The sequence below is a fragment of the Alteromonas mediterranea DE genome, assembly GCF_000020585.3.
In the GTDB taxonomy this organism is placed as follows: Bacteria; Pseudomonadota; Gammaproteobacteria; order Enterobacterales; family Alteromonadaceae; genus Alteromonas; species Alteromonas mediterranea.
In genome coordinates, this window is the sequence record NC_011138.3 from 121,657 (window position 1) to 141,715 (window position 20,059).

The 20,059-nt window shown below is 42.3% G+C and carries 11 protein-coding genes and 1 pseudogene; 7 read left to right on the forward strand and 5 right to left on the reverse strand.

The window, feature by feature from the left end; all coding sequences use genetic code 11:
* The first annotated feature begins 93 nt into the window (after positions 1 to 93).
* Together MADE_RS00585 and MADE_RS00590 are read left to right on the forward strand one after the other, a co-directional pair.
* Positions 94 to 3,228, forward strand: coding sequence for a hypothetical protein (locus tag MADE_RS00585; protein WP_148291016.1), 3,135 nt, complete (start codon positions 94 to 96; stop codon positions 3,226 to 3,228).
* Positions 3,225 to 4,343, forward strand: coding sequence for a phosphoadenosine phosphosulfate reductase domain-containing protein (locus MADE_RS00590; protein WP_012516641.1), 1,119 nt, complete (start codon positions 3,225 to 3,227; stop codon positions 4,341 to 4,343). Before MADE_RS00585 ends, MADE_RS00590 begins: the two co-directional genes overlap by 4 nt.
* A gap of 1 nt (position 4,344) precedes the next feature.
* Here MADE_RS00590 and MADE_RS00595 read toward each other — a convergent pair whose 3' ends face one another.
* The 3 genes from MADE_RS00595 to MADE_RS00605 are packed head-to-tail and all read right to left on the reverse strand — an operon-like array spanning position 4,345 to position 8,042.
* Positions 4,345 to 5,466 carry a cysteine desulfurase family protein gene (locus MADE_RS00595; RefSeq protein ID WP_012516642.1) on the reverse strand — a complete coding sequence of 374 codons (1,122 nt, stop codon included), beginning with the start codon at positions 5,464 to 5,466 and terminating at the stop codon, positions 4,345 to 4,347.
* 27 nt (positions 5,467 to 5,493) lie between these two features.
* Positions 5,494 to 7,362, reverse strand: a complete 1,869-nt coding sequence (locus MADE_RS00600; protein ID WP_012516643.1) for a DNA phosphorothioation-associated putative methyltransferase — start codon at positions 7,360 to 7,362, stop codon at positions 5,494 to 5,496.
* Complete coding sequence (locus MADE_RS00605; RefSeq protein WP_148291017.1) at positions 7,362 to 8,042, reverse strand: hypothetical protein; 681 nt, start codon at positions 8,040 to 8,042, stop codon at positions 7,362 to 7,364. Before MADE_RS00605 ends, MADE_RS00600 begins: the two co-directional genes overlap by 1 nt.
* Positions 8,043 to 8,191: 149 nt before the next feature.
* Here MADE_RS00605 and MADE_RS20770 point away from each other — a divergent pair, with 149 nt between their 5' ends.
* Entirely contained in the window at positions 8,192 to 9,043 is an 852-nt protein-coding gene (locus tag MADE_RS20770) for a hypothetical protein (RefSeq protein WP_012516645.1), read from the forward strand.
* A gap of 110 nt (positions 9,044 to 9,153) precedes the next feature.
* Here MADE_RS20770 and MADE_RS19935 read toward each other — a convergent pair whose 3' ends face one another.
* Complete coding sequence (locus MADE_RS19935; RefSeq protein ID WP_012516646.1) at positions 9,154 to 11,322, reverse strand: DUF262 domain-containing protein; 2,169 nt, start codon at positions 11,320 to 11,322, stop codon at positions 9,154 to 9,156.
* A gap of 506 nt (positions 11,323 to 11,828) precedes the next feature.
* A complete protein-coding gene (locus MADE_RS00625; protein WP_012516648.1) occupies positions 11,829 to 12,437 on the reverse strand; it encodes a class I SAM-dependent methyltransferase in 609 nt (202 codons plus the stop codon).
* Positions 12,438 to 12,624: 187 nt separating this feature from the next.
* On the opposite strand from MADE_RS00625, the gene MADE_RS00630 reads away from it, so the two are divergent.
* The 4 genes and pseudogenes from MADE_RS00630 (at position 12,625) to MADE_RS00645 (ending at position 19,755) form a co-directional block, all read left to right on the forward strand.
* A complete protein-coding gene (locus MADE_RS00630) occupies positions 12,625 to 13,677 on the forward strand; it encodes an HlyD family secretion protein (protein WP_012516649.1) in 1,053 nt (350 codons plus the stop codon).
* Positions 13,677 to 16,408, forward strand: a pseudogene (gene rbbA, locus MADE_RS00635) (ribosome-associated ATPase/putative transporter RbbA). Before MADE_RS00630 ends, rbbA begins: the two are co-directional and overlap by 1 nt.
* A 3-nt stretch (positions 16,409 to 16,411) precedes the next feature.
* The gene (locus tag MADE_RS00640; RefSeq protein WP_012516652.1) at positions 16,412 to 17,533 is read left to right on the forward strand and encodes an ABC transporter permease; all 1,122 of its coding nucleotides are present in this window, start codon (positions 16,412 to 16,414) and stop codon (positions 17,531 to 17,533) included.
* Between the two features lie 128 nt (positions 17,534 to 17,661).
* On the forward strand, positions 17,662 to 19,755 hold the full coding sequence (locus MADE_RS00645; protein ID WP_012516653.1) for a TonB-dependent siderophore receptor: 2,094 nt from the start codon (positions 17,662 to 17,664) through the stop codon (positions 19,753 to 19,755).
* Positions 19,756 to 20,059: the final 304 nt, after the last annotated feature.

The following is a 20,059-nucleotide window of genomic DNA, read 5'->3' on the forward strand; positions in this document are numbered from 1 at the left end:
ACGATAAAGCAAAATTATAAAAGTTCTACAAGGATTGACGGCTTAGTAGATCCAAAGCAATTTATAGACAATATTGTTTTGCATGGTACAGCGTTGAGTACGTTGGATACGTTAGGAAAGGAAGTAAACAACACTAATCAGCGTTGCTTCACCCTAACCGGAACATATGGAACGGGTAAATCTACGTTTGCTCTATTTATGTCGCTATTATTGTCTGCAGATAAAAAAGTGAGAAGCCTAGCTAGTAAAAAGCTGCTAGCAGCACAAGCTGATAGTACTTTCATTAAAGACTTCAAGGTAAAAAAAGGCTGGAAAGTTGTAAAACATGTATGTGGCTTGGGCGCTCCTGCAGAGGGTTTAGCAAATAGTGTTTTAAGTACCTTACAAGGTAACGTGGCACCGTCTGGCGAAGACGATAATTTCTATGTCGAGCTTATTAAATCCGCACTAAACTCGCAAGATGAAGACGCTGATGGTGTTTTGATTTTACTAGATGAGATGGGTAAAGCCCTAGATTATCAATCTCGAGAAAACAAAGACCTGCACTTCTTTCAAGAGTTAGCAGACGCTATTGAGAAAAGTAATAAACCAGTGGTCCTAATAGGCTTTCTTCATCAGTCATTTGCTGAATATGCACGCTCTATGACATCTCATATTCAGCGGGAGTGGGGTAAAGTACAAGGTCGCTATAGAGATATTGCTTATTCGCCGTCAATTGATGAGTCGTTAATTCTCATCGGTGAAACAGTAAAAGCGGATAATGATTTAAAGCAAAGAATAGAACGTAAGTATGCTCGTTTAGTTGATGTCGTAGCCAAATATTTGGGGCGAGAAAAGAATATCACTAACTCGTTAAAAAACGCATTACCTATCGATCCGGTGGTGAGTCTACTATTAGGGCCTATATCCAAACGCTCATTTTCACAAAATGAGAGGAGCCTTTTTGGTTTCTTAGCGTCTAGTGAGAAGCTTAGTTTTAACCAATTTATTAATACCTTTTATGCCGATGATGAATCATCAGAAGCGCTGAAACTTTATAACGCCAATCTTTTTTGGCAGTACCTTACTACTAATCTAGATCACATTATTTCATCGAGCCGAGATGGCAAAATATGGCTAGAAGCCAAAGATGCGCTATACAGAGCTTCTCTAGATGGTGAAGAGCTACACGAAGCGATAACGAAAACAGTCGCATTAATCACGATGTTTGGTTATCAATATCAATTGTTTGCTTCGCGAGAGTTCTTAATAAGTTACTTCGAGCAGCTTGGCTACAAAGCTAAAAATGTAACCAATGCACTAGAAGAATTAGAAAGCTGGAAAGTTCTGATATATCGCGACCTACATCAGGCACTGACTATATTTCAAGGCAGTGATATTGACGTTAACGAAATTATTACCTCGACAGTAGATGCCATCAAAGATGGTGTCGATTGGGTTTCGGAAGTTAGCTCAACTAAACACATATTAGCTTCGGCGCATTATCATCGAAAGGGCACGCTTAGATGGGCTGATGTCCAATTGATAAATGAGCGTAGTGTTAATTTAATAGCATCGAAGGCAAAAAGCTCTGCGGAGAACGCTGCGTTTGTAAACTTTTACGTTCCTACGTCAAAGGCCGCCTTAGAATTACTAAAAAAAGTAGCTGCAAAGCAGTCGCAAGTAGTTTTTAGCGAAAGTATAGCGCCAGAGAATTTAAGAACGCTTGCAATCGAACAAATTGCGTTAAGAAATATAAAAGAGACTAATAAAACCTTAGTGCATGACAAAATTGCGAGAGAAGAAGTAGAGAGCAGGCTTCAGGCTAATGAGCGTGCACTGGAGAATGAATTAGATTTATTATTCAATAAATCGCAATGGCACTATGAAGGGCGCCAATATTCTGATGTTAGTCTTAGCACGATAGTTTCAGCTTTAGCTGATGAGATCTACAGTGAGTCACCTGTAATAATTAACGAGCTAGTCAATAGAAATAAGCCTTCAGGTAGTGCAAACGCAGCAATTAAGAAGCTTGTATTGGCAATGGCCGAGAACTACGGCGAAGAATTACTTGGCTTCCCAAGCGACACCTTTCCAGCTGAAAAGGGGCTCTACTTTTCTTGCTTAGCAAACTTTGGAATTCATTGCGCAATCGATAATGGCTGGGGTTACCCAACTGAGATTGAAAATAGCGACGTAGATAACCTTTTCCGAAAAACTCACGAAACGTTAATAGCTGATACTAACGCTCCTGTCTGGTTATCAGAAATAGATGAATATTGGGCTGCTGCACCTTACGGGCTGACAAAAGGAATTCGCGCAATTTGGCTAATGGCTTTTGTGATGAAGCATATGAAAGACTACGCTTTCTACGATAAAAATGACGCTACTGGCGAAATTATTTTTATTACGCAACCCGATGATGAATTTGCTTTGAAGCTAATTCAGAAACCACATAATGTAGCAGTTCAGGCTATACACATAGATCAAGAGAAAACCGCTTACCTCAATAAGGTCGCGGAAGCATTAGACAGCGTAACGAACCACGAACACGACTATTCTAAGGACGTTACGCCACTAAACGTAGCAGAAGGACTGGTAACTTTTTACTCTTCGTTATCCAGTTACACAGTTGCTACAAAGAACGTAACTAAAAAGGCTAGGAAGTTTCTAGAAATAACGAAAAAGGCGTCTGACCCCAATGCTTACTTATTCAAGGCTTTACCTGAATTATTAGAAACTGACTTAGATAGTATTTCTGTACAGGACGTTGAAGATATTTTACGTACTCTTAAGAACGCACATGGTGAGCTGCTCAGTAACTTCAAAAAAACAACTGAAAAAGCGCTGGGAAATGATTTAATCGCAAAAAGTACCTGCACCGCGGTAGTTGATTTTACTGATGATCATAAGCTCAAGTCTTTTGCACAGCGTTTAAGCGAGAGAAAAGAAAACGATAACCGATGGGTTTCAAACTTGATATCGTTGCTATCATCTAAATCGGAAAGGAATTGGGATGACCTTGCCATTAAACGTGCACAAGTAGCACTGCCAGAATTAGTTGAGAAATTTAAGATTGCAGCGCATCGCGCAAAGTTTAGTGGTTTAGACTTCGCTGAGATTGAAAAAGAATTCAATGAACAGATACAAGGGATTACAAGTTCACTTGAAGGGTTAGACAGTGAGAAGAAGAAAACGCTATTAGTTGCGCTTCTCGATGAGTTAGAAAATGGAGCTGTAAAAAGTTGAGTTCAGAAAAAACGTTACACGTGCTAGGCCTCTCTGGGGGTAAGGATAGTGCTGCACTCGCGATGTATATGCGCGACAATTATCCTGAGCTAGATATTCACTATTACTTTACAGATACGGGCAAGGAGCTGCCTGAAGTAAATGTTTTTATTGATAAGCTTCGTGGTTACCTGGGTAAAGAAATCATCGACCCTTATGAAGAAGTGTTTACGTCCAATCGTAAAAAGAAGGACTTCGATTATCACCTAGATCAACATAAAAATTACCTGCCTTCGCCACAAGCGCGCTGGTGTACCATTCAAATGAAATTAGTGCCATTTGAGCAGTGGGTAAAGAAAAAAATCGAGGAAGAAGGTTACACTGAAATAGTATCTTACGTAGGTATCAGGGCTGATGAACCGGCCCGAGACGGCTTTCTTACCAATAACGTTACAGAAGAATACATTACTATCAAGATGCCGTTCAGAGAAGACGGCCTAAATCGCCAAGATATTCTGAATATTTTACAGCAAGCGGATTTATATAGTGATGATGAAGAGGTACAAGCTTTTAGAGAGTTAAAGCTTGGCTGTAATGGTATTGAGCAAAAGCTACCAGAAGAGCTGTTAGAACAACATTTTGAACAGCGATTGAAAGTGATAAAGGCAGACGAAGGTCATCCTTATTATAAATCAAACATAAACGTTCAGACGTTGGCTAAAGTCGTTAGCGCCATGGACCAAGGTAAACCAGGTTATTACGGGTGGCGCTCGCGAAGCGGCTGCACCTTCTGTTTTTATCAACAAAAAATAGAATGGCTTCGCCTGATGGAAATTTATCCTGACGCATATGAAGAAGCTAAAGGATACGAAAAGGCCGCGGAAGATAAGCGACCTGATGGCACATTTTACTGGTTAGGTAAAGGTACCCCTCTCTCGGTTCTTGAAGATGAAGAACGAAAGCAGATGATTCTAGAAAACCATAAAAAGCGTTACGACCGCTTTGTTAAAAAGCAGGAGCGACAACGTGCTAGGAATCCATTGCAAAAGATAATCTATTTTTCTGATGTAGACGTGATGGACGAAATTTATGACCAAGCAGAGGGTGGAGGTGCTTGCGTTACTTGTTATAAATAAACTAGGCACTTTCAATAAAAGCTTTTAGTTTCGAAACTAAAGTGCTGATGTCGTGTTTAGTTGTGTTGAAGTCGAAGCTGAGTCGAATTGTTCGCTCAGCTTTTTCTCTATCTAACCCTATAGCTTTCAGTACATGTGAAGCCTCTATCTCTTTTGAGGAACATGCTGATCCCTGCGCTAACGAGAAGTCTTCTCTGTGAGCCAGTAAAAAGGTAATCACATCAATTTCCGGCAATGTTAGTGAAACGATGTGAGGAAGTCTGGTTCCGCCATTAATGGTGTATCTGATGTTTTTGCCTTTTAATTCGCACTCTAGATGCGCAGTAATTTGGCCAAAATCTGCTTCAGCGTAATAGATTGGGAAAGCTTTACAGGCCTCTCCTAAGCCGACCACTAGTGGAGTTGCAACGGTTCCACCTCTAATTCCCAGTTCTTGCCCTGCACCGTGAATGACGGGCAAAACATCGATGTCACGTGCATCTCTTATATAAATCGCCCCTATACCTTTTATTCCACCTATTTTATGAGCAGATAGAGATAGCAGATCAATACTCATGTCATCGACATCGATTTCTGTTTTGCCAAAGCTTTGTGCTGCATCGGTATGAAACAACGTTCTGTTTCGGAAGCACAGTTCACCTATTTCACTAATAGGGTTTAGCGTCCCGAGTTCATTGTTAACATGCATAATACTGACGAGTGCGGTGTCATCTCGCAACGCGGTTTTTACTGTATCTGCTGAAATTCGCCCCGTAGAGTCTGGCGATAAGTATGTTACTTCGTAGCCGCAAGCTTCTAAGTAGCTACATATACTCAGAATACATTTATGTTCTATTTTACTCGTAACAATGTGTTTTTTATTCTTAGCTAAATCGCAATGTAACAGGCCTTTTAACGCTAAATTGTTTGATTCAGTGGCTCCGCTAGTAAATATGATTTCGCTAGGGCTTGCGCCAATCGATTCAGCAATTTTTTCGCGCACTCTTTCAAGCTCATTAGCCGCCATTGCTCCTGCAGCATGGTCTGAAGATGGGTTTGCGTAATGCAAGTTAAACGCGCCAATGACTTTCTCTTTCACTTCATCAAGTACGGGAAAAGAGCCTGCTGAATCGAAATAAATCATTGCTATTGACCTTGGTTAGTTTGGGAGTCAGACGAATTCGTTTTTATTTTCTAGCACCGGAGCGCTATGTTCATTTAAGTGATAGTCAAAGAAATCAACATCTTGATCGGCCATTTTGATTTTAACTCGCTCTTTCAAAGTAGGAGCGTTACTTTCCTCAAAATTGTCATAACCGAGTAGCGTTAGTTTACCTGAATTTATGTGGATTTTAATTAGCTGTATGTCTTCAAGTTCACCATAAAGCTGCAATGCTGAGCTTACATAAACTCTCAATAGTGGGGAAAGTAAGTCTAAGTATTGCTTATGAAAAGTTAGGGAATGTGGTTTTCCGTACTCTTCTGCCAATACACTTTTAGGCAAGGTTTTGTGGGCTTCTAAGCATTCGGCTTCTATCATTTCGACATCAGCTATTTGAAAAAGGAGTTCTTTAGCTAGGGTTTGGGCATTTTTGTTAGTATCGAAGAAGGCTTTTATGTCACGCTTCGTTTGCTCTGGTTGATATTTGTATGCCTTTCTTTGTCCAAAATGGCCTACAGCGAAGTAAACTAGCAAGTCTTCCGTTCGCATTTGTTGAGCAATATTAAAGTCATCACTGCCATAAAAGTTTAGGCACAGCCTAAAAGCTTTTTTCATGGTGCCAACTAGTTCTATTAACTCGTCAGCTTTACTAAACTCGTCCTTCGCGGGTGCTCGTCCTAACAGCAAACACGTTTTCCAGTATTCTTCAAAAAGCTCGCCGTGCTTGGTAAATAAAAGCTGTGTATTGGCTTCTTTGATATCAATAGGTTTAGACTTCTGTTCCCAAGTTCGCGTTCGCTTATGTCGGTTCTGAAGATAATCTTGTTCTAGATACTTATCTTTGAATACGAAATATACCCCAGGGGCTACTGCAATGGCTGCCTCATCTAAGCTCAGCTCAATGAACATTTTTAGTTCGCTTTGAGTGAAGTACTTTTGAAAGGTATTTCGACTAGTGATAATGCCATCTTTATATGGCGTGAATTTAGCCAGATAGCTTTCGTTTGCTAGCATTGCTGATATCACCAGAAGCTTATCAGTAAGAGCCCATGCCCCTTGAATAGCTTCCATACGCTCGTTTCTTTCTTCAATTACATTAATTACAAAACCGATGTTAACTAAGTCAGCATTCACTTTATCTGCATCTGGCAGAAAGTTTGGATCCCACCCAAGGACATCTAGCCCATGCGCTTCAAGTTCTCGAAGATCATCTCCTCTACCGCACCCGTAATCAAATATGGAATATTGGCCTTCAAGAAAGCCGTGCTTTGCTAAGACCTTCATTGGGGCCGATAGTTCGTGGCGTACTATTGCGGTTTTATCGCGCTCAATTTTTTTATCATCTTTATTAAGTAGTAATGCAGAGTTTCGAAACAAGCGCCCGTCTAAAAGTTCGTAGCCATGCGCATTTATCAAAGCCTCCCAAGACGCTTTAAACCCAATATGTCGCGAGCTTTCATAAAGGCCTGCTTGCTCACCCTCTTCGGTAATTTGCTTGAATTCTTCGTATTGCGGATGGTCGGGTAAAACCATGGTTTCTTTGCGGTGAAGAATAGGCGGGTTATCGTAGTTAGAATAGTCTGTTACTTTATGAGAAAGCTTTTGCAGGTCAACCGTTACGCTTTGTTTTAACGAGGGGTAAGACTCTTCTTCGAAGGTAGGGTAGTGAAGTAGGCTTAATGAAAACTGCTTTCTAGAAAGCTTGATTAAGTTCCAGTGCTCCCGAGGGATTTTCAGCGCTTTGCCAATAGCCAGAATAACATTTCGTAGTTTGTCGGGTAGTTGCGGCAATGTACTGTCATGAATGTAAATGGCGTCGGGGAGCTTTTTCCCTACTTCCAATTTATCAACTAATGTTTTAAATAAAGCTGCGTCCACTATAATCCCTCTGCCAATATTACTGCTCGATCGCCAAATGCCTTTTTACCCGGATAACGCCTACCATTTTCGCTTTCGCCCATTATCTGTAGGTGTTTAAGCGGGTCGGTTAAATGAATACTGACATGAAGTGGTCTGTTATTTCCATAGTAATAAATGCGATCGTAATTTAGCTTTTGCGTAATGAAACGAACGATATTGGAAGTTGGCACGCCTTCCATGTAGAAATCACATGCAGCACCACCTCTACTGCATATTTGTTTACCCACACTATTGGTTTCGTGAGATGAATGCTGATCTAGTGTCGGTGCCGTACCGCTTGGTGATGCTTTCTGGATAAATTTTTTCAGAGGGAAGGAGGTGAAGCCGTAAGTGATTATCGGTTTTCCCAAGGTGCGGTTGATAGGTAGAAGTATTTCACTGACTAACTCTTCCAATGCGAGCGTCGAGCTATCATTAATAGGTTCATTTGATTGTAAAAAGTCATGCCTGCCTATGTACCAGTTCAATAAATCTCTACCTATTGGATGAGCAAGTACTGAATGTCCAGCAGGTAAGGAGTAGAAGAACGCTCGCCCACGTTTTTCATAGGCAATGCCGCCTTGTTCGCGCAGGTGCATCAGTTCACAGTCACTGATGTTCAATGTTTGTGCCGTATCGCGGCTGTTCAATTTTTGCATAGGGTCCATCATATTTCATTTTAAGACCCTGGGTATATGTTGAATATAAAATAAAATCTAATAATTAATTTTTTGTTCACTTTAAGGTTGACTTTGTTTTGGTTTGATTTAACCTGTGTATGATTTTTTAAATAACATTGAGGTTTAAAATGGAAAAGCATCAAAATCTGAACGAACAAACCTTCACTAAGGTTGCAGAGTCATTAGTAACTTATTTCACCTATTGCCTAAATGAATACTCAGGTTACGAAACTCCTCATATCGACTATGCTGCTGTTGGAAATGAAAGATTACTAGATATGTTACAGCGGTTGTTCAGATTTGGAATTATTGGGCAAGTTATTGAGGGGGATCTTGCACCCGATGACTTAGGTGACATTGAAAAATTTGCGAAGTTAGAGAGTGTCATTGATGTTCTTACACCAAATACAATTTGCGCCACTCTTTTCCATGCCTTGTCGGGGCGCCTAAAATTATGCCTATATGAAGGAATTCCGATCGAAGAGATTTACGATACAACGTTTTATATTAGTAATGAAAATGCCCTTTCTGTCAAAGAGCTAGTAGCTCTTTCAAATACCAGCGAAGGCGCTGTACGTAATGAGCTGTCGAAGATGCCAGCTAGCGCTTTTAGTAACGAAGCAACAGGGAAGCAATTGTTGAAAATTGAAGAAGCTGCTGAATGGTTGAAGTCACGCAAAGAGTATAAGCCAACTAAAAATTTGTCAGGCATGACGGGATTAGAAAAAGAGTACGTTAATGTTCCAGTTGCTTCTGACGGCACGTATTTCTCTTACGCTTGTGCTTATAAAAGAGGCGGTTTTACCGTTGGAGAAAAAGGTGATGAAATTAAAGTTGAGTCGTTTGATGAAGCACTGAACTACTTAATAAGCATGCCGCATGCAAAATGGCGTAGGCCTAATTCTGCTGGAAATTATGGCATTGTCAGCGCTGTTGAATGGAAGCGTATACCTAGAGCTCATTTAAATAAAACTCGCTAAGTTCAGCCACCTAAACAATTCAATAGTTAATGGTATTTGTATATACAAATACCATTAGGGCGGAAAAACGCCAGTTTTTACTTTGGCGCCTGTACTTATGATGAATACTACTAGAGCGGCGGCAGGGTTAGAACATTCATAAAATAGTTTTTGAGCGCATCTCGTCTTTGTCGGAAAAACTCCTCAGTTGGAATATCGTTTGAGTTATTTGCTTCATACTGTTTTATCGCTTCTATACCTAGCCAATGATCTTTTATACCTGCTTTATTTAATGCTTCCACCACTACGATACTGAAAGGTCGGTTGCTTTTCTCGATATTAATTTCAGATGGTAGTGGCAGCATGTTACCTAAACTATTAACTATTCTTTCTCGCTCATCGTGCTCAAAGTAGCTTTCACGATGATCTTTATTAATAGTTTTAGGCTCTAGATGGTCAAGATGCAGTTTTCTAATAGCATCTTCAGATAAATTGAAGGCCATAGCTTTTCTTTCTAGTGAGCCATCGTCGTTTTTTGATACTGTAAATAACATAGCGAACAGAACTTTTACATTTAACGTGCGTGAGTCATCGTAAGACCAATCTTGAAGCCATGGAAGCTCAAATTGCCGCTGCGTGTTGGCAAAAGCGACGACTGTATCTACAGGTGAATTTATAAGCATGTCAGAAAAAGCTTTGGGTGAAGTGTAATCTTTTGAGCTAACTGATATTTTCCACAAAGCATCAGCAACTTTTGTTAAGACATCATTACCACTCTTTGCTACATCTTTATTTAAAAATTCGAGAAACTTGTTTTCTTCAAACTTCTTTACAGAGTCGAAATACTGTCTAAGAATAAAAGTTACGAATCCCGCTAGAACTCCACTCTGTTTTTTAGCCCAGAGAAAAGCATAAGCTTTTTGCGCAGCACTGAATTCAGGTTTATAAGCTTTAAGAATCGCATTTGAGTCACGATTGCGAAATGGAGCATCAAAATGTTTTATAATACATTTAACAGCCTTAAAAATATCAAAGTGAGACTGCGCCTCTGGCATTGTGTAATTTTTTGCATAGCTATTTGATAAAAATGTATTCAACGCATCTTTTATATCTTCTTTCTTATCACTTTTAATAATCTGTCTAGTTAGATAAGTTGCGCTAAAGTAAGCAATGTTATCCGACTCATAAGAGGCATTCTTAGAAAAAATTTCACCCCATTGGTTATCGAGGTCTTCAATATTTTCGTCTAGTTTTTTTGTGTCTATCGAAGGGTTTTCACAAAGTGTCTTAAAAAAGTCGTTCTTTATGAGGTCAAGAGGTTCCAATGCGAGAGAACGATCATTTAATACTTCGAACAAAATGTATGCGTCCCGTGGGTTACCTGTTTGCATTAGGCATACTTGTATACTGCAAATAAACCTTTTAATGTTCTCTGTGATTTGTTTGTAAAAATCAATTACTTCGTATTCATCTCTAGGCTTAGAAAGTGATTCATCATTAACGAACTCAGTAAAAATAGTCTTTAGTGCTTCTATATAGACTTTTTCTTGTTCATCAAAATCAACTTCTGCCACTTCATACTTAAGGCCGGTCTTAGAGAAACTAACTCTGAAAGAAGACAAAACGTTACTAAGTTTTTTGTTGTATGAATCCCTGTTGTAAGTAAGTCTCAGTTGTTTGTTGACAAAAAACTCTCTGGAACCGATCTCGATTTCATCTTCACTAGTTTTAATAACTATTCCGAATGCTTCATAAAGCGCATTCATTATATCTTTTTCGATAGAAGTTTTTCGCTCATCACTAAAATCAGGGCTTTTTAGGTCATTATATTTTTGAATTACACTCTCTGAAATTGTTTGGCTGTCACGAAAAACATATCGATAAGCGTTCTCTAGCTCTCGACACAGCTCGGCAAAGTTGCTGTACTTTTTCTGGACATATATTTTCAGTCGCTCTTTAAGAATGAGGTAAAAGACGAAGTTTGCTAAGTACAGTGTTGTTGTGCGTTGTTGCCCGTCTATCAAGTCGTGACAACTACTCCCTTCTGCATTTACCGTTACAACCGTGCCTGAAAAATATGGCTTTCTCTCGTTGTCTCGCCAATCCTTTATTAATTGACTAATGTTCTCGGCTTCCCACTTGTAAGGACGCTGAAAGTGAGGAACTCTAATCTGATGGTTCTCGATTTGCTGATTTTTCCACTCTTCCTGAGTCATATAGCTAGGGCTATGACTTACGTCACTACCAATATTGTTCAGCATTCTAGTGAAAGTTCTTACCTGAGCACCGTTTAAATCCATTTCTAATCCTTCTTATCTTGATCTAAATGCCCTCACAGCAAATACGTACATATAAGTAAACATAATAAGTTACGAGGACTACCTAACAACAAAGAATATAACAATATATCAGAGTTTTAGACTGAATTTGTAAAACCAAAAACTTATAAACCTAAACTTTTTTAAGGAAGACTTCTTCAATTCTAATACCCCTTCTAATTCCTTCTTAAGAATAAGCATTGCTTGACCGAAAGCCATTTGTATAGCCATTTGGGGGTCAGTCTCTGTCTTACCCATAATATATAAGCCCTTGAAGAGGTCTGTAGTTAATAACGCAATTGGTAAACTAATATCTAAGTTTCCAGGTCTTTCTTTTCTACATTGAGCGCAGTAAATCACCATTCTGCCGGGAAAGTCGTCCCCTTGTGTTCCATTAGTCACGAAATACAAGTCACGGGTTCCCGCGCAGTTTGTGCATTGTTGTCGCATTTGTCCTTTATATTCCCGTTCAATGTCTATTACATCGCTTAATTAGTAGCCTTCACCACTTCTACCGTAACCCACTTCACATCATCACGCTGCAACCCGTCCTTACCAGGAACAGTGTTTAAGTTGCGAGCCTTTAGGCCGTTACTTTCCGCTAAGGTCGCTAACTCTTCATAACTAACGGGGTGCATGGGCCTTGCTTCATCATTTGGGCCGAACCGAAGGCTTATATACATGGTTCCATTTTCTGAAAGCAATTCTGCTAACCTTTTTAACGTGGGTGGCCTTTCATATTTAGGCAAGTGCATCCATACCGCTGAAAGCAGTATTAGGTCGTATGTGTTTGGTTTTTGGGGTAGGGCGGTAAGCGCGGGTAGGCTGGCGTTACACCATGTAACACTGTTATGGGCATTGGATTGCGCTAAGGTTCGTAAGTTATCAGCGGGCTCTACAGCTACTACTTTCCAGCCTTGTTCGGCTAACCAGTTGGCGTCGCGGCCACTTCCTGCGCCTACATCTAGTGCGGTGCCTGCTTTTGATTTTTGTAGAAACGCTTTCCAATCGCTGTGCACACTTTCGGCGTCTACCGAATTATACAAATCGTAATAGTGCTGCGCTTTTTTGCTGTAGTGTTCAATTGTTTTTGTCACTATGAACAGAGTCCCTTCATTGTTTAATCTAATTTACCGCATGCCCAAAAACTCGGCTAGTCGCTCAACCTACCAAAATTTTGATCCAGCGCAAAGATTAAAGTACACCACCCAGTATACATTAGCTATTAACCTTGGCGCTTTCGCCACTTTTCACCTTTATTGATAAACCACAGGGAGCGTCACTGTGAAAAAAACGCCGTTTATTCTATCCATTATGTTCGTTGTGTTTTTAATTGTGGTTTTTAGTACTGTTTTCAGTGGCCCTGAAAATGTCGATGTGGTGTCAGGGAATGGCCGCATTGAAGCTACTGAAATTGGCATTTCTGCAAAAGTAGCAGGGCGTGTAGAAGAAATTTATGTCAGCGAAGGAGACAGAGTAACGGCGGGCGATGTGGTCGCCAAACTTGATACCACCACCATTAATAGCCAGCTTCAGCAGGCCAAGGCACAGCACCAGCAAGCCAAAAGTGCGGTAGAAGCTGCAAATATGGCTGTTGCACAGCGCCAAAGTGAAAAGTCAGCGCTTGAAGCCGCGCTGCTGCAAACTAAAGCCGAGCTAAAAGCAGCTGAAGCTCATGCTGCCCGTACTAATGAATTGGCAAAAACAGGCGCTGTGTCTAAACAATTGGCAGAAGATAACCTTACCAATGTTGAAAGCGCAAAGGCGGCGGTAAATGCAGCTAAGGCTCGTTTGACAGCGGCTGACGCCACCATTGAAGCTTCGCGCGCGCAATACTACTCGGCACAAGCAGCGGTCAGCGCTGCCAATGCCACTATTGCGCAAATCCAATCTGAAATTAACGATATGGTGTTAAAAGCACCACGTAATGGGCGTATTCAATACCGCGTAGTGGAGCCTGGCGAAGTTGTTAGTGCAGGTGGGCGTGTACTTAGTTTGGTCGACCTAACAAACGTATACATGACATTCTTTTTGCCTGCTTCGCAGGTGGGCAAGCTTACTATGGGCGGTGAAGCACTTATTGTGCTAGATGCCGCGCCCGACATCGCTATTCCGGCCACCATTTCTTACGTTGCCGACGTAGCGCAATTTACTCCTAAGTCGGTTGAAACCCAAAGTGAGCGAGAAAAACTTATGTTTAGGGTTAAAGCGCAAATTCCTGAAAACTTATTAAAGCAGCACATTGAAAAAGTGAAAACAGGGTTGCCGGGTGAAGTATGGGTAAAGCTAAACGATACCGCTGAATGGCCTAGCGACCTACCTGAGCTTGTCGACTAATGGGCAACATTATTGAATGCAATTCGCTAACGGTTCGCTACAAAAGCACCACAGCTATTCACAATCTTGCGCTTTCTATTCCCGCGGGCCTAACGGTAGGCGTAATTGGCCCTGATGGCGTGGGCAAATCTACGTTGCTGTCGCTTATTGCTGGTGAGCGAGTTATGCAAAAGGGGCAGTTGCAGGTTCTTGGTGGCGATATGCGTGATGAAAAACACCGCGCCGCGATATGTTCTGATATTGCATACATGCCACAAGGTTTAGGCAAAAACTTATATCCCACGCTGTCTGTAGAAGAAAACTTACAGTTTTTTGCCAAACTTTTTGGGCACAATCGTGCTCAGCGTCGTGCACGAATAGATATCCTTACCAAACGAACCGGACTTTATCCATTTTTATCGCGCCCAGCCGGCAAGTTGTCGGGTGGTATGAAGCAAAAACTGGGGTTATGCTGTGCCTTAATACACGATCCCCGCCTGCTTATTCTAGACGAACCCACTACAGGGGTAGACCCCCTTGCCCGAAGTCAATTTTGGTCGCTTATTAAAGACATTCGCAAAACCCAGCCAAATATTACCGTATTGGTAGCGACTGCCTATATGGATGAAGCCCAACAGTTCGATCATCTAATAGCGTTAAATGCAGGTGAGATACTGGCGAGCGGCTCACCGAAGTCACTGCTTAGTGAAACACAAACCAGCAATTTAGAAGCGGCATTTATTGCGCTTTTGCCGGCAGACGCAAAGCATGAACATCGCAGCGTAGTTGTGCAGCCTTATAAGGCTAGTGAGCATATGCAAACCGCGATTGAAGCTAAAAACCTTACTATGAAGTTTGGCGATTTTACGGCAGTTAATAACGTTAGCTTCACGATTGGTAAAGGAGAGATTTTCGGGTTTTTAGGGTCGAATGGCTGTGGTAAGTCTACCACCATGAAAATGCTTACTGGCCTGCTGCCGCAAACCTCTGGCGAGGCGTGGTTGCTGGGCAGCCCTCTTGTTGCTAACGATATTAACACCCGCTACCGCGTAGGTTATATGTCGCAAAGCTTTTCTTTGTATACCGAATTAACCGTTCGGCAAAACCTTACGCTTCATGCCAAGCTCTTCAAAGTAGCAAGCAACGTATTAAATTCGCGCGTTGACGAAATGCTTAACCGCTTTGCATTAAGTCATCACCAGCACAGCTTGCCTAACGACCTTCCTTTAGGTATTCGCCAGCGTCTGTCTTTGGCCGTGGCCATGGTGCATAGACCTGAAGTGTTAATACTCGATGAACCCACTTCTGGCGTCGATCCAGTTGCCCGAGATAACTTTTGGCAGTTGCTTATTTCTCTGGCGCGAAAAGACGGCGTAACCATTTTTATTTCTACACACTTTATGAACGAGGCAGTACGCTGCGATAGAATTTCCCTAATGCATGCAGGCGAAGTGCTGGTAACCGATACACCGCAAGCCATAAAAGCGTCTAAATCTGCCGATACGTTAGAGCAAGCGTTTATCGATTATTTAGTTGAAGCGCAAACACCTGAGAACCAAACACAAAACACTGAGCAAAGTGCACCAGAAGGTGTTAGCGCAGATAAAGCCACGCCACCGAATAAACGTGCAAAAGGCTTACGGCGATTGTTAAGCTATGCCTCGCGTGAAACCCTTGAGCTTATCCGCGACCCCATTCGCTTAACCATGTCGTTCTTAGGCAGCATGGTGTTAATGGTAGTTATTGGCTATGGCATTACTATGGACGTTGATGACTTAAGCTATGCGGTATTCGATCGCGATCAAACTTCCACTAGTCTTAACTATCGCAGTGCTTTATCAGCTCGCGCTATTTCAATGAACAGCCAGTCATTACCAGCTATGCCGATATGGACAGGAGAATGAAAAGCGGAGAGCTTTCATTGGCTGTGGAAATTCCCCCCGAATTTAGCCAAAAACTGCATAAAGGCGAACAAGTGGAAATAGGGGCATGGATTGATGGGTCTATGCCCTCAAGGGCCGAAACTATACAGGGTTATGTAACAGGTATTCACCTGAAATGGCTTTTGCAGCAAGCCTCACAAGCTAGCCAAGTGCAGTCGACTAGCAGTATTAATGTGGAATCACGCTATTTGTATAACCCAGATGTTCGCAGCTTAGTGGCCATTGTACCTGCGGTAATGCCCATGCTGTTGTTGATGATACCTGCGCTTTTAACGTCGTTGGCGGTGGTGCGCGAAAAAGAGCTGGGTTCGATAATCAACTTATATGTTACACCAGTTACACGCATAGAGTTTTTGTTGGGTAAGCAACTTCCTTATATCGCTACCTCATTTGTTAGCTTCTTGCTGTTGGTTGCTATGGCGGTGTGGCTTTTCGACATTCCACTGAAAGGGGATGTGATAGTGCTATGCCTTATAACGCTGTTATTTGTTACTTTTTCCACTAGCTTTGGTTTGTTGGCTTCGGTTTTTACTAACAGTCAAATTGCCGCTATTTTGCTTACCACTATTGGCACTATGGTACCTGCCGTTCAGTTTGCGGGCATGATAACGCCGGTTTCTGCCTTAGAAGGGGCAGGGCGCGTAATAGGAGAGCTTCACCCTATTAGTTATTTTTTAACTGCTAGCAGGGGAATATTTAGCAAAGGGTTAGGTTTTGGAACCCTTGACTTTGCCGTGTTTGCCATAGCTATTTCTATACCAATTACACTGTGGCTTGCCACTGTTTTGTTACGCAAACAGGAGCGATGAACCGTGGATATTAAAAATGTAGGCCAGCTAGGTGTAAAAGAACTTTGGAGCTTATGGCGCGACCCAGCCATGCTTATTCTTATTGTGTATGTGTTTACGGTAAACATCTACACGGCGGCCACTGCGGTGCCTGAATCTTTGCACAACGCGCCCATTGCCTTTGTCGATTACGACAATTCGCAGATGTCTAAGCGGGTAATAGATGCCTTTTATCCTCCTTATTTTTTAGCGCCAGATATTATTGAAAGTAATGAGGCCGACACGTATTTAGACACGGGCAAGTATACCTTTGTTGTGACCATTCCCCCTGAATTTGAAAAAGATATTATGGCTGGGCTACAGCCCGATGTTCAGGTCAATGTTGATGCAACACGTATTAGCCAGGCGTTTACTGGTAATGGTTACATCACAGAAATAATCACCAGTGAAGTAAACACTTATTTACAGGGTTATAAATCCGACATTGATTACCCTGTCGAGTTGATCATGCGAGCCCGATTTAATCCAGCGCTAGAAGGTTTTTGGTTTGGCTCTGTGATGGAGCTCATTAATGCGGTAACAATGATCGCCATAATTCTGTCTGGGGCTGCGCTTATTAGAGAAAAAGAGCGTGGCACTATAGAGCACCTGCTGGCTATGCCAGTTTCAGACAGTGAAATTATGCTGTCTAAAATATTAGCCTCGGGAGTAGTGGTTTGGGTTACTACTTTGTTTTCTGTTTATTTTATTATTCAGTGGGTACTCGCCGTCCCCATTAACGGCGAAATATGGCTTTTCATGGTGGCTGTTGCTCTACAATTATTCGCCGTTTCGAGTATGGGGATTTTCATGGCTACCATTGCGCGATCTATGCCACAGTTCGGATTGTTACTTATTTTAGTTTTACTGCCCCTACAGTTGCTATCTGGTGGGGTAACACCAAGAGAAAGCATGCCCGAGTTTATCCAAAACACCATGCTACTTATGCCAAACACGCACTTTGTGATGGTATCGCAAGGGGTACTGTATCGCGGTGCCGAGCTAAGTGTGGTGTACCCTCAACTTATTGCGCTATTTGCTATTGGGTGCATTTTTTACTTTATCGCTTTAAAGCGTTTTAAAAGCACCATTGGCAGCATGGCGTAGCGTTAGCAAGTCGAACACGGTAATGTAAATAGCAATAATTATCATTTAAATTTGGTTTTCTTTAATTTATACTGCGTGCGAAAAATAACCCAACACGCTTAACGAAAAAGTTAAAAACAGAGAAAACCATGAAACTATCTAGCCTATTTGCACTAACGCCACTTGCCCTTGCGCTGTCAGTACAAGCGCAAACACCCCAAACAAATACTGACGACGTTAAAGAAGCCGACGTAGAAAAAATTCGTATTGTTGGCGTTCGTCAAAACCGCGTAAGCCGCGGTGCTACGGGCTTAACCATGGAAGTCAGCGAAACGCCGCAGTCTATAAGTATTCTTTCTGAAGACTTAATGCAGTCGTTTGGTGCGTTTAATATTAACGATGCGCTAAAGCTAGCGCCGGGTATTAACGTAGAAGAGTGGGAAACCAACCGTACCAACTACACGGCCCGTGGTTTTGAAATTAAGAATACCCAGATAGACGGTGTGGGCCTGCCGAACGACTGGGGTATTGTTACCGGTTCGGTAGAAGCGTATGGCTACGAAGAAATTGAAGTGATTCGTGGTGCCAACGGCCTGCTAACCGGGGTAGGTAATGCGTCGGGTACCATTAACTATGTGCGCAAGCGCCCCACCAATGAAGAAGGCGGTGAAATTGGTGCAAGTATTGGCTCTTATAACTTTAAGCGCGTGCAGGGCGACTATTCTATGCTGCTTACCGAAGACGGCAGCTGGGCAGCTCGCGTAGTAGGTAGTGTTGAAGATAAAGAGTCGCACCTTGATGGCCTAGAGAACGACCGCAGCTTTGTTTATGGTGTTATTGACGGCCAGCTAACCGATAACGCCACGGTAACGTTTGGGCTGTCGTATCAAGATGCCAATACCGACGGCAACACCTGGGGCGGGCTAGTGTTTAACTACACCGACGGCACGCAAGCCGAGTGGGACATTAACGACACTACCACACAAGAGTGGACAAAGTGGGATACCGAAACGACTAATGCGTTTGTTGAACTAGACTATGTGTTCGACAACGACTGGCAGCTACTGCTTAGCTATAACTACCGCGATTTTGAAGATCAGAGCAAGCTGTTTTACGCCTATGGCGCTATTGATAAAGACACCGGCCTAGGCCTTGTTGGCTGGCCAGGTCGCTACGATTCAGAGCGCGATTCTCACCTAGTAGAAGGCCGTGTATTTGGCGATTTTGAACTATTTGGTCGCAACCACGAAGTGAACTTTGGTGTAAGCCACGCCACCAGCGATGATGTGTCTTTTGTTCACGCGTTTGATTATGCAACCACACCTGCATATGGCCCCACGCCAGCGTTCCCTTATGCGTTAGATGCCATAGCCGAACCTGACTGGTTAGACGTTTCCGAGTATTCAAACATTGAACAAACCCTAACCCGTTACTTTGGTTCTGCCCGTTTTAGCGTTACCGATGACATGCACGTTATTGCCGGTTTTAATGCCATCGACTTTGAGCGTAAGGGGCAAAACGCCGGAGCTGTTATCGATAACTCAGAAAGCGAAGCCAGCCCTTATGTGGGCGCGACTTATGCGGTAACTGAAGATGTTAACGCGTACGTAAGCTATTCAGACGTGTACCAGCCGCAAGAACAGTATGATATTAACGGTCAGTACCTAGACCCAACTAAAGGTCAAAACTTTGAGGCGGGCGTGAAAGCCCAGTGGTTCGACAATAGGTTACTCACCACGTTTGCTTACTTCACGGCAGAGCAAGACAACCTAGCCGCTTACGCAGGCACCAACCCAGATACGCTGCAGTATTACTATGAAGGTGTGTCGGTAGAGTCTGATGGTTTTGAAATTGAAGTGGCGGGGCAGGTAACTGACGCGCTGCGTGTTAATGCGTCTTACACCAATATTGATGTAGAAGACGAGCAAGGCAATGATGCTAACCTGTGGGCGCCACGCGATGTGGTTACCTTTCAGCTAGGGTACACAATACCGCAAGCGCCAGAGGTGGAAGTGGGCTTTGGCGGCCGCTGGCAGTCTGAGATAAGCAATGTGGATTATAACGTTAAACAAGGGGCGTATTTCTTGGGTAACGTGTATGCGTCTCGCGCGTTTACCGACGACCTTACGGTTCGCATGAACATCAATAATATTTTCGATAAGAAGTATATTAACAGCCTACATACCGTGGGTTACTACGGCGCTGGCATTAATGCACAGTTAAGTGCCTCTTATACCTTTTAATTGACCTCCTTATACGCTGCGCAAGCCTTTGTGCAGCGTTTACGCTATCCCTCCTGAAATTCTAAAGCTCTCTTATCCTAAAGGCTAATATAAATTAAGCCTTATGAGTGATGATTATCTCCTTCAGATATATTTTTTAGATTAATCATTCTAATTATCTAGTGTTTATTGGTTTGGCTGTCTCGTTCATTTTAATTGCCGGCCGCCAATAAATATTAATCACGCCAATAATAAAAATAATTAAACACTTAAAAAAACAACACGTCTTGAAGGAGAAACACAGTGGATCAAGGTAATTTCCCTA

Bases quoted from the DNA above. Each gene is read 5' to 3' on its own strand.
- MADE_RS00595 (WP_012516642.1), bottom strand. From the start codon at position 5,466: ATGATTTATTTCGATTCAGCAGGCTCTTTTCCCGTACTTGATGAAGTG.
- MADE_RS00605 (WP_148291017.1), bottom strand. From the start codon at position 8,042: ATGCAAAAATTGAACAGCCGCGATACGGCACAAACATTGAACATCAGT.
- MADE_RS20770 (WP_012516645.1), top strand. From the start codon at position 8,192: ATGGAAAAGCATCAAAATCTGAACGAACAAACCTTCACTAAGGTTGCA.
- MADE_RS19935 (WP_012516646.1), bottom strand. From the start codon at position 11,322: ATGGATTTAAACGGTGCTCAGGTAAGAACTTTCACTAGAATGCTGAAC.
- MADE_RS00645 (WP_012516653.1), top strand. From the start codon at position 17,662: ATGAAACTATCTAGCCTATTTGCACTAACGCCACTTGCCCTTGCGCTG.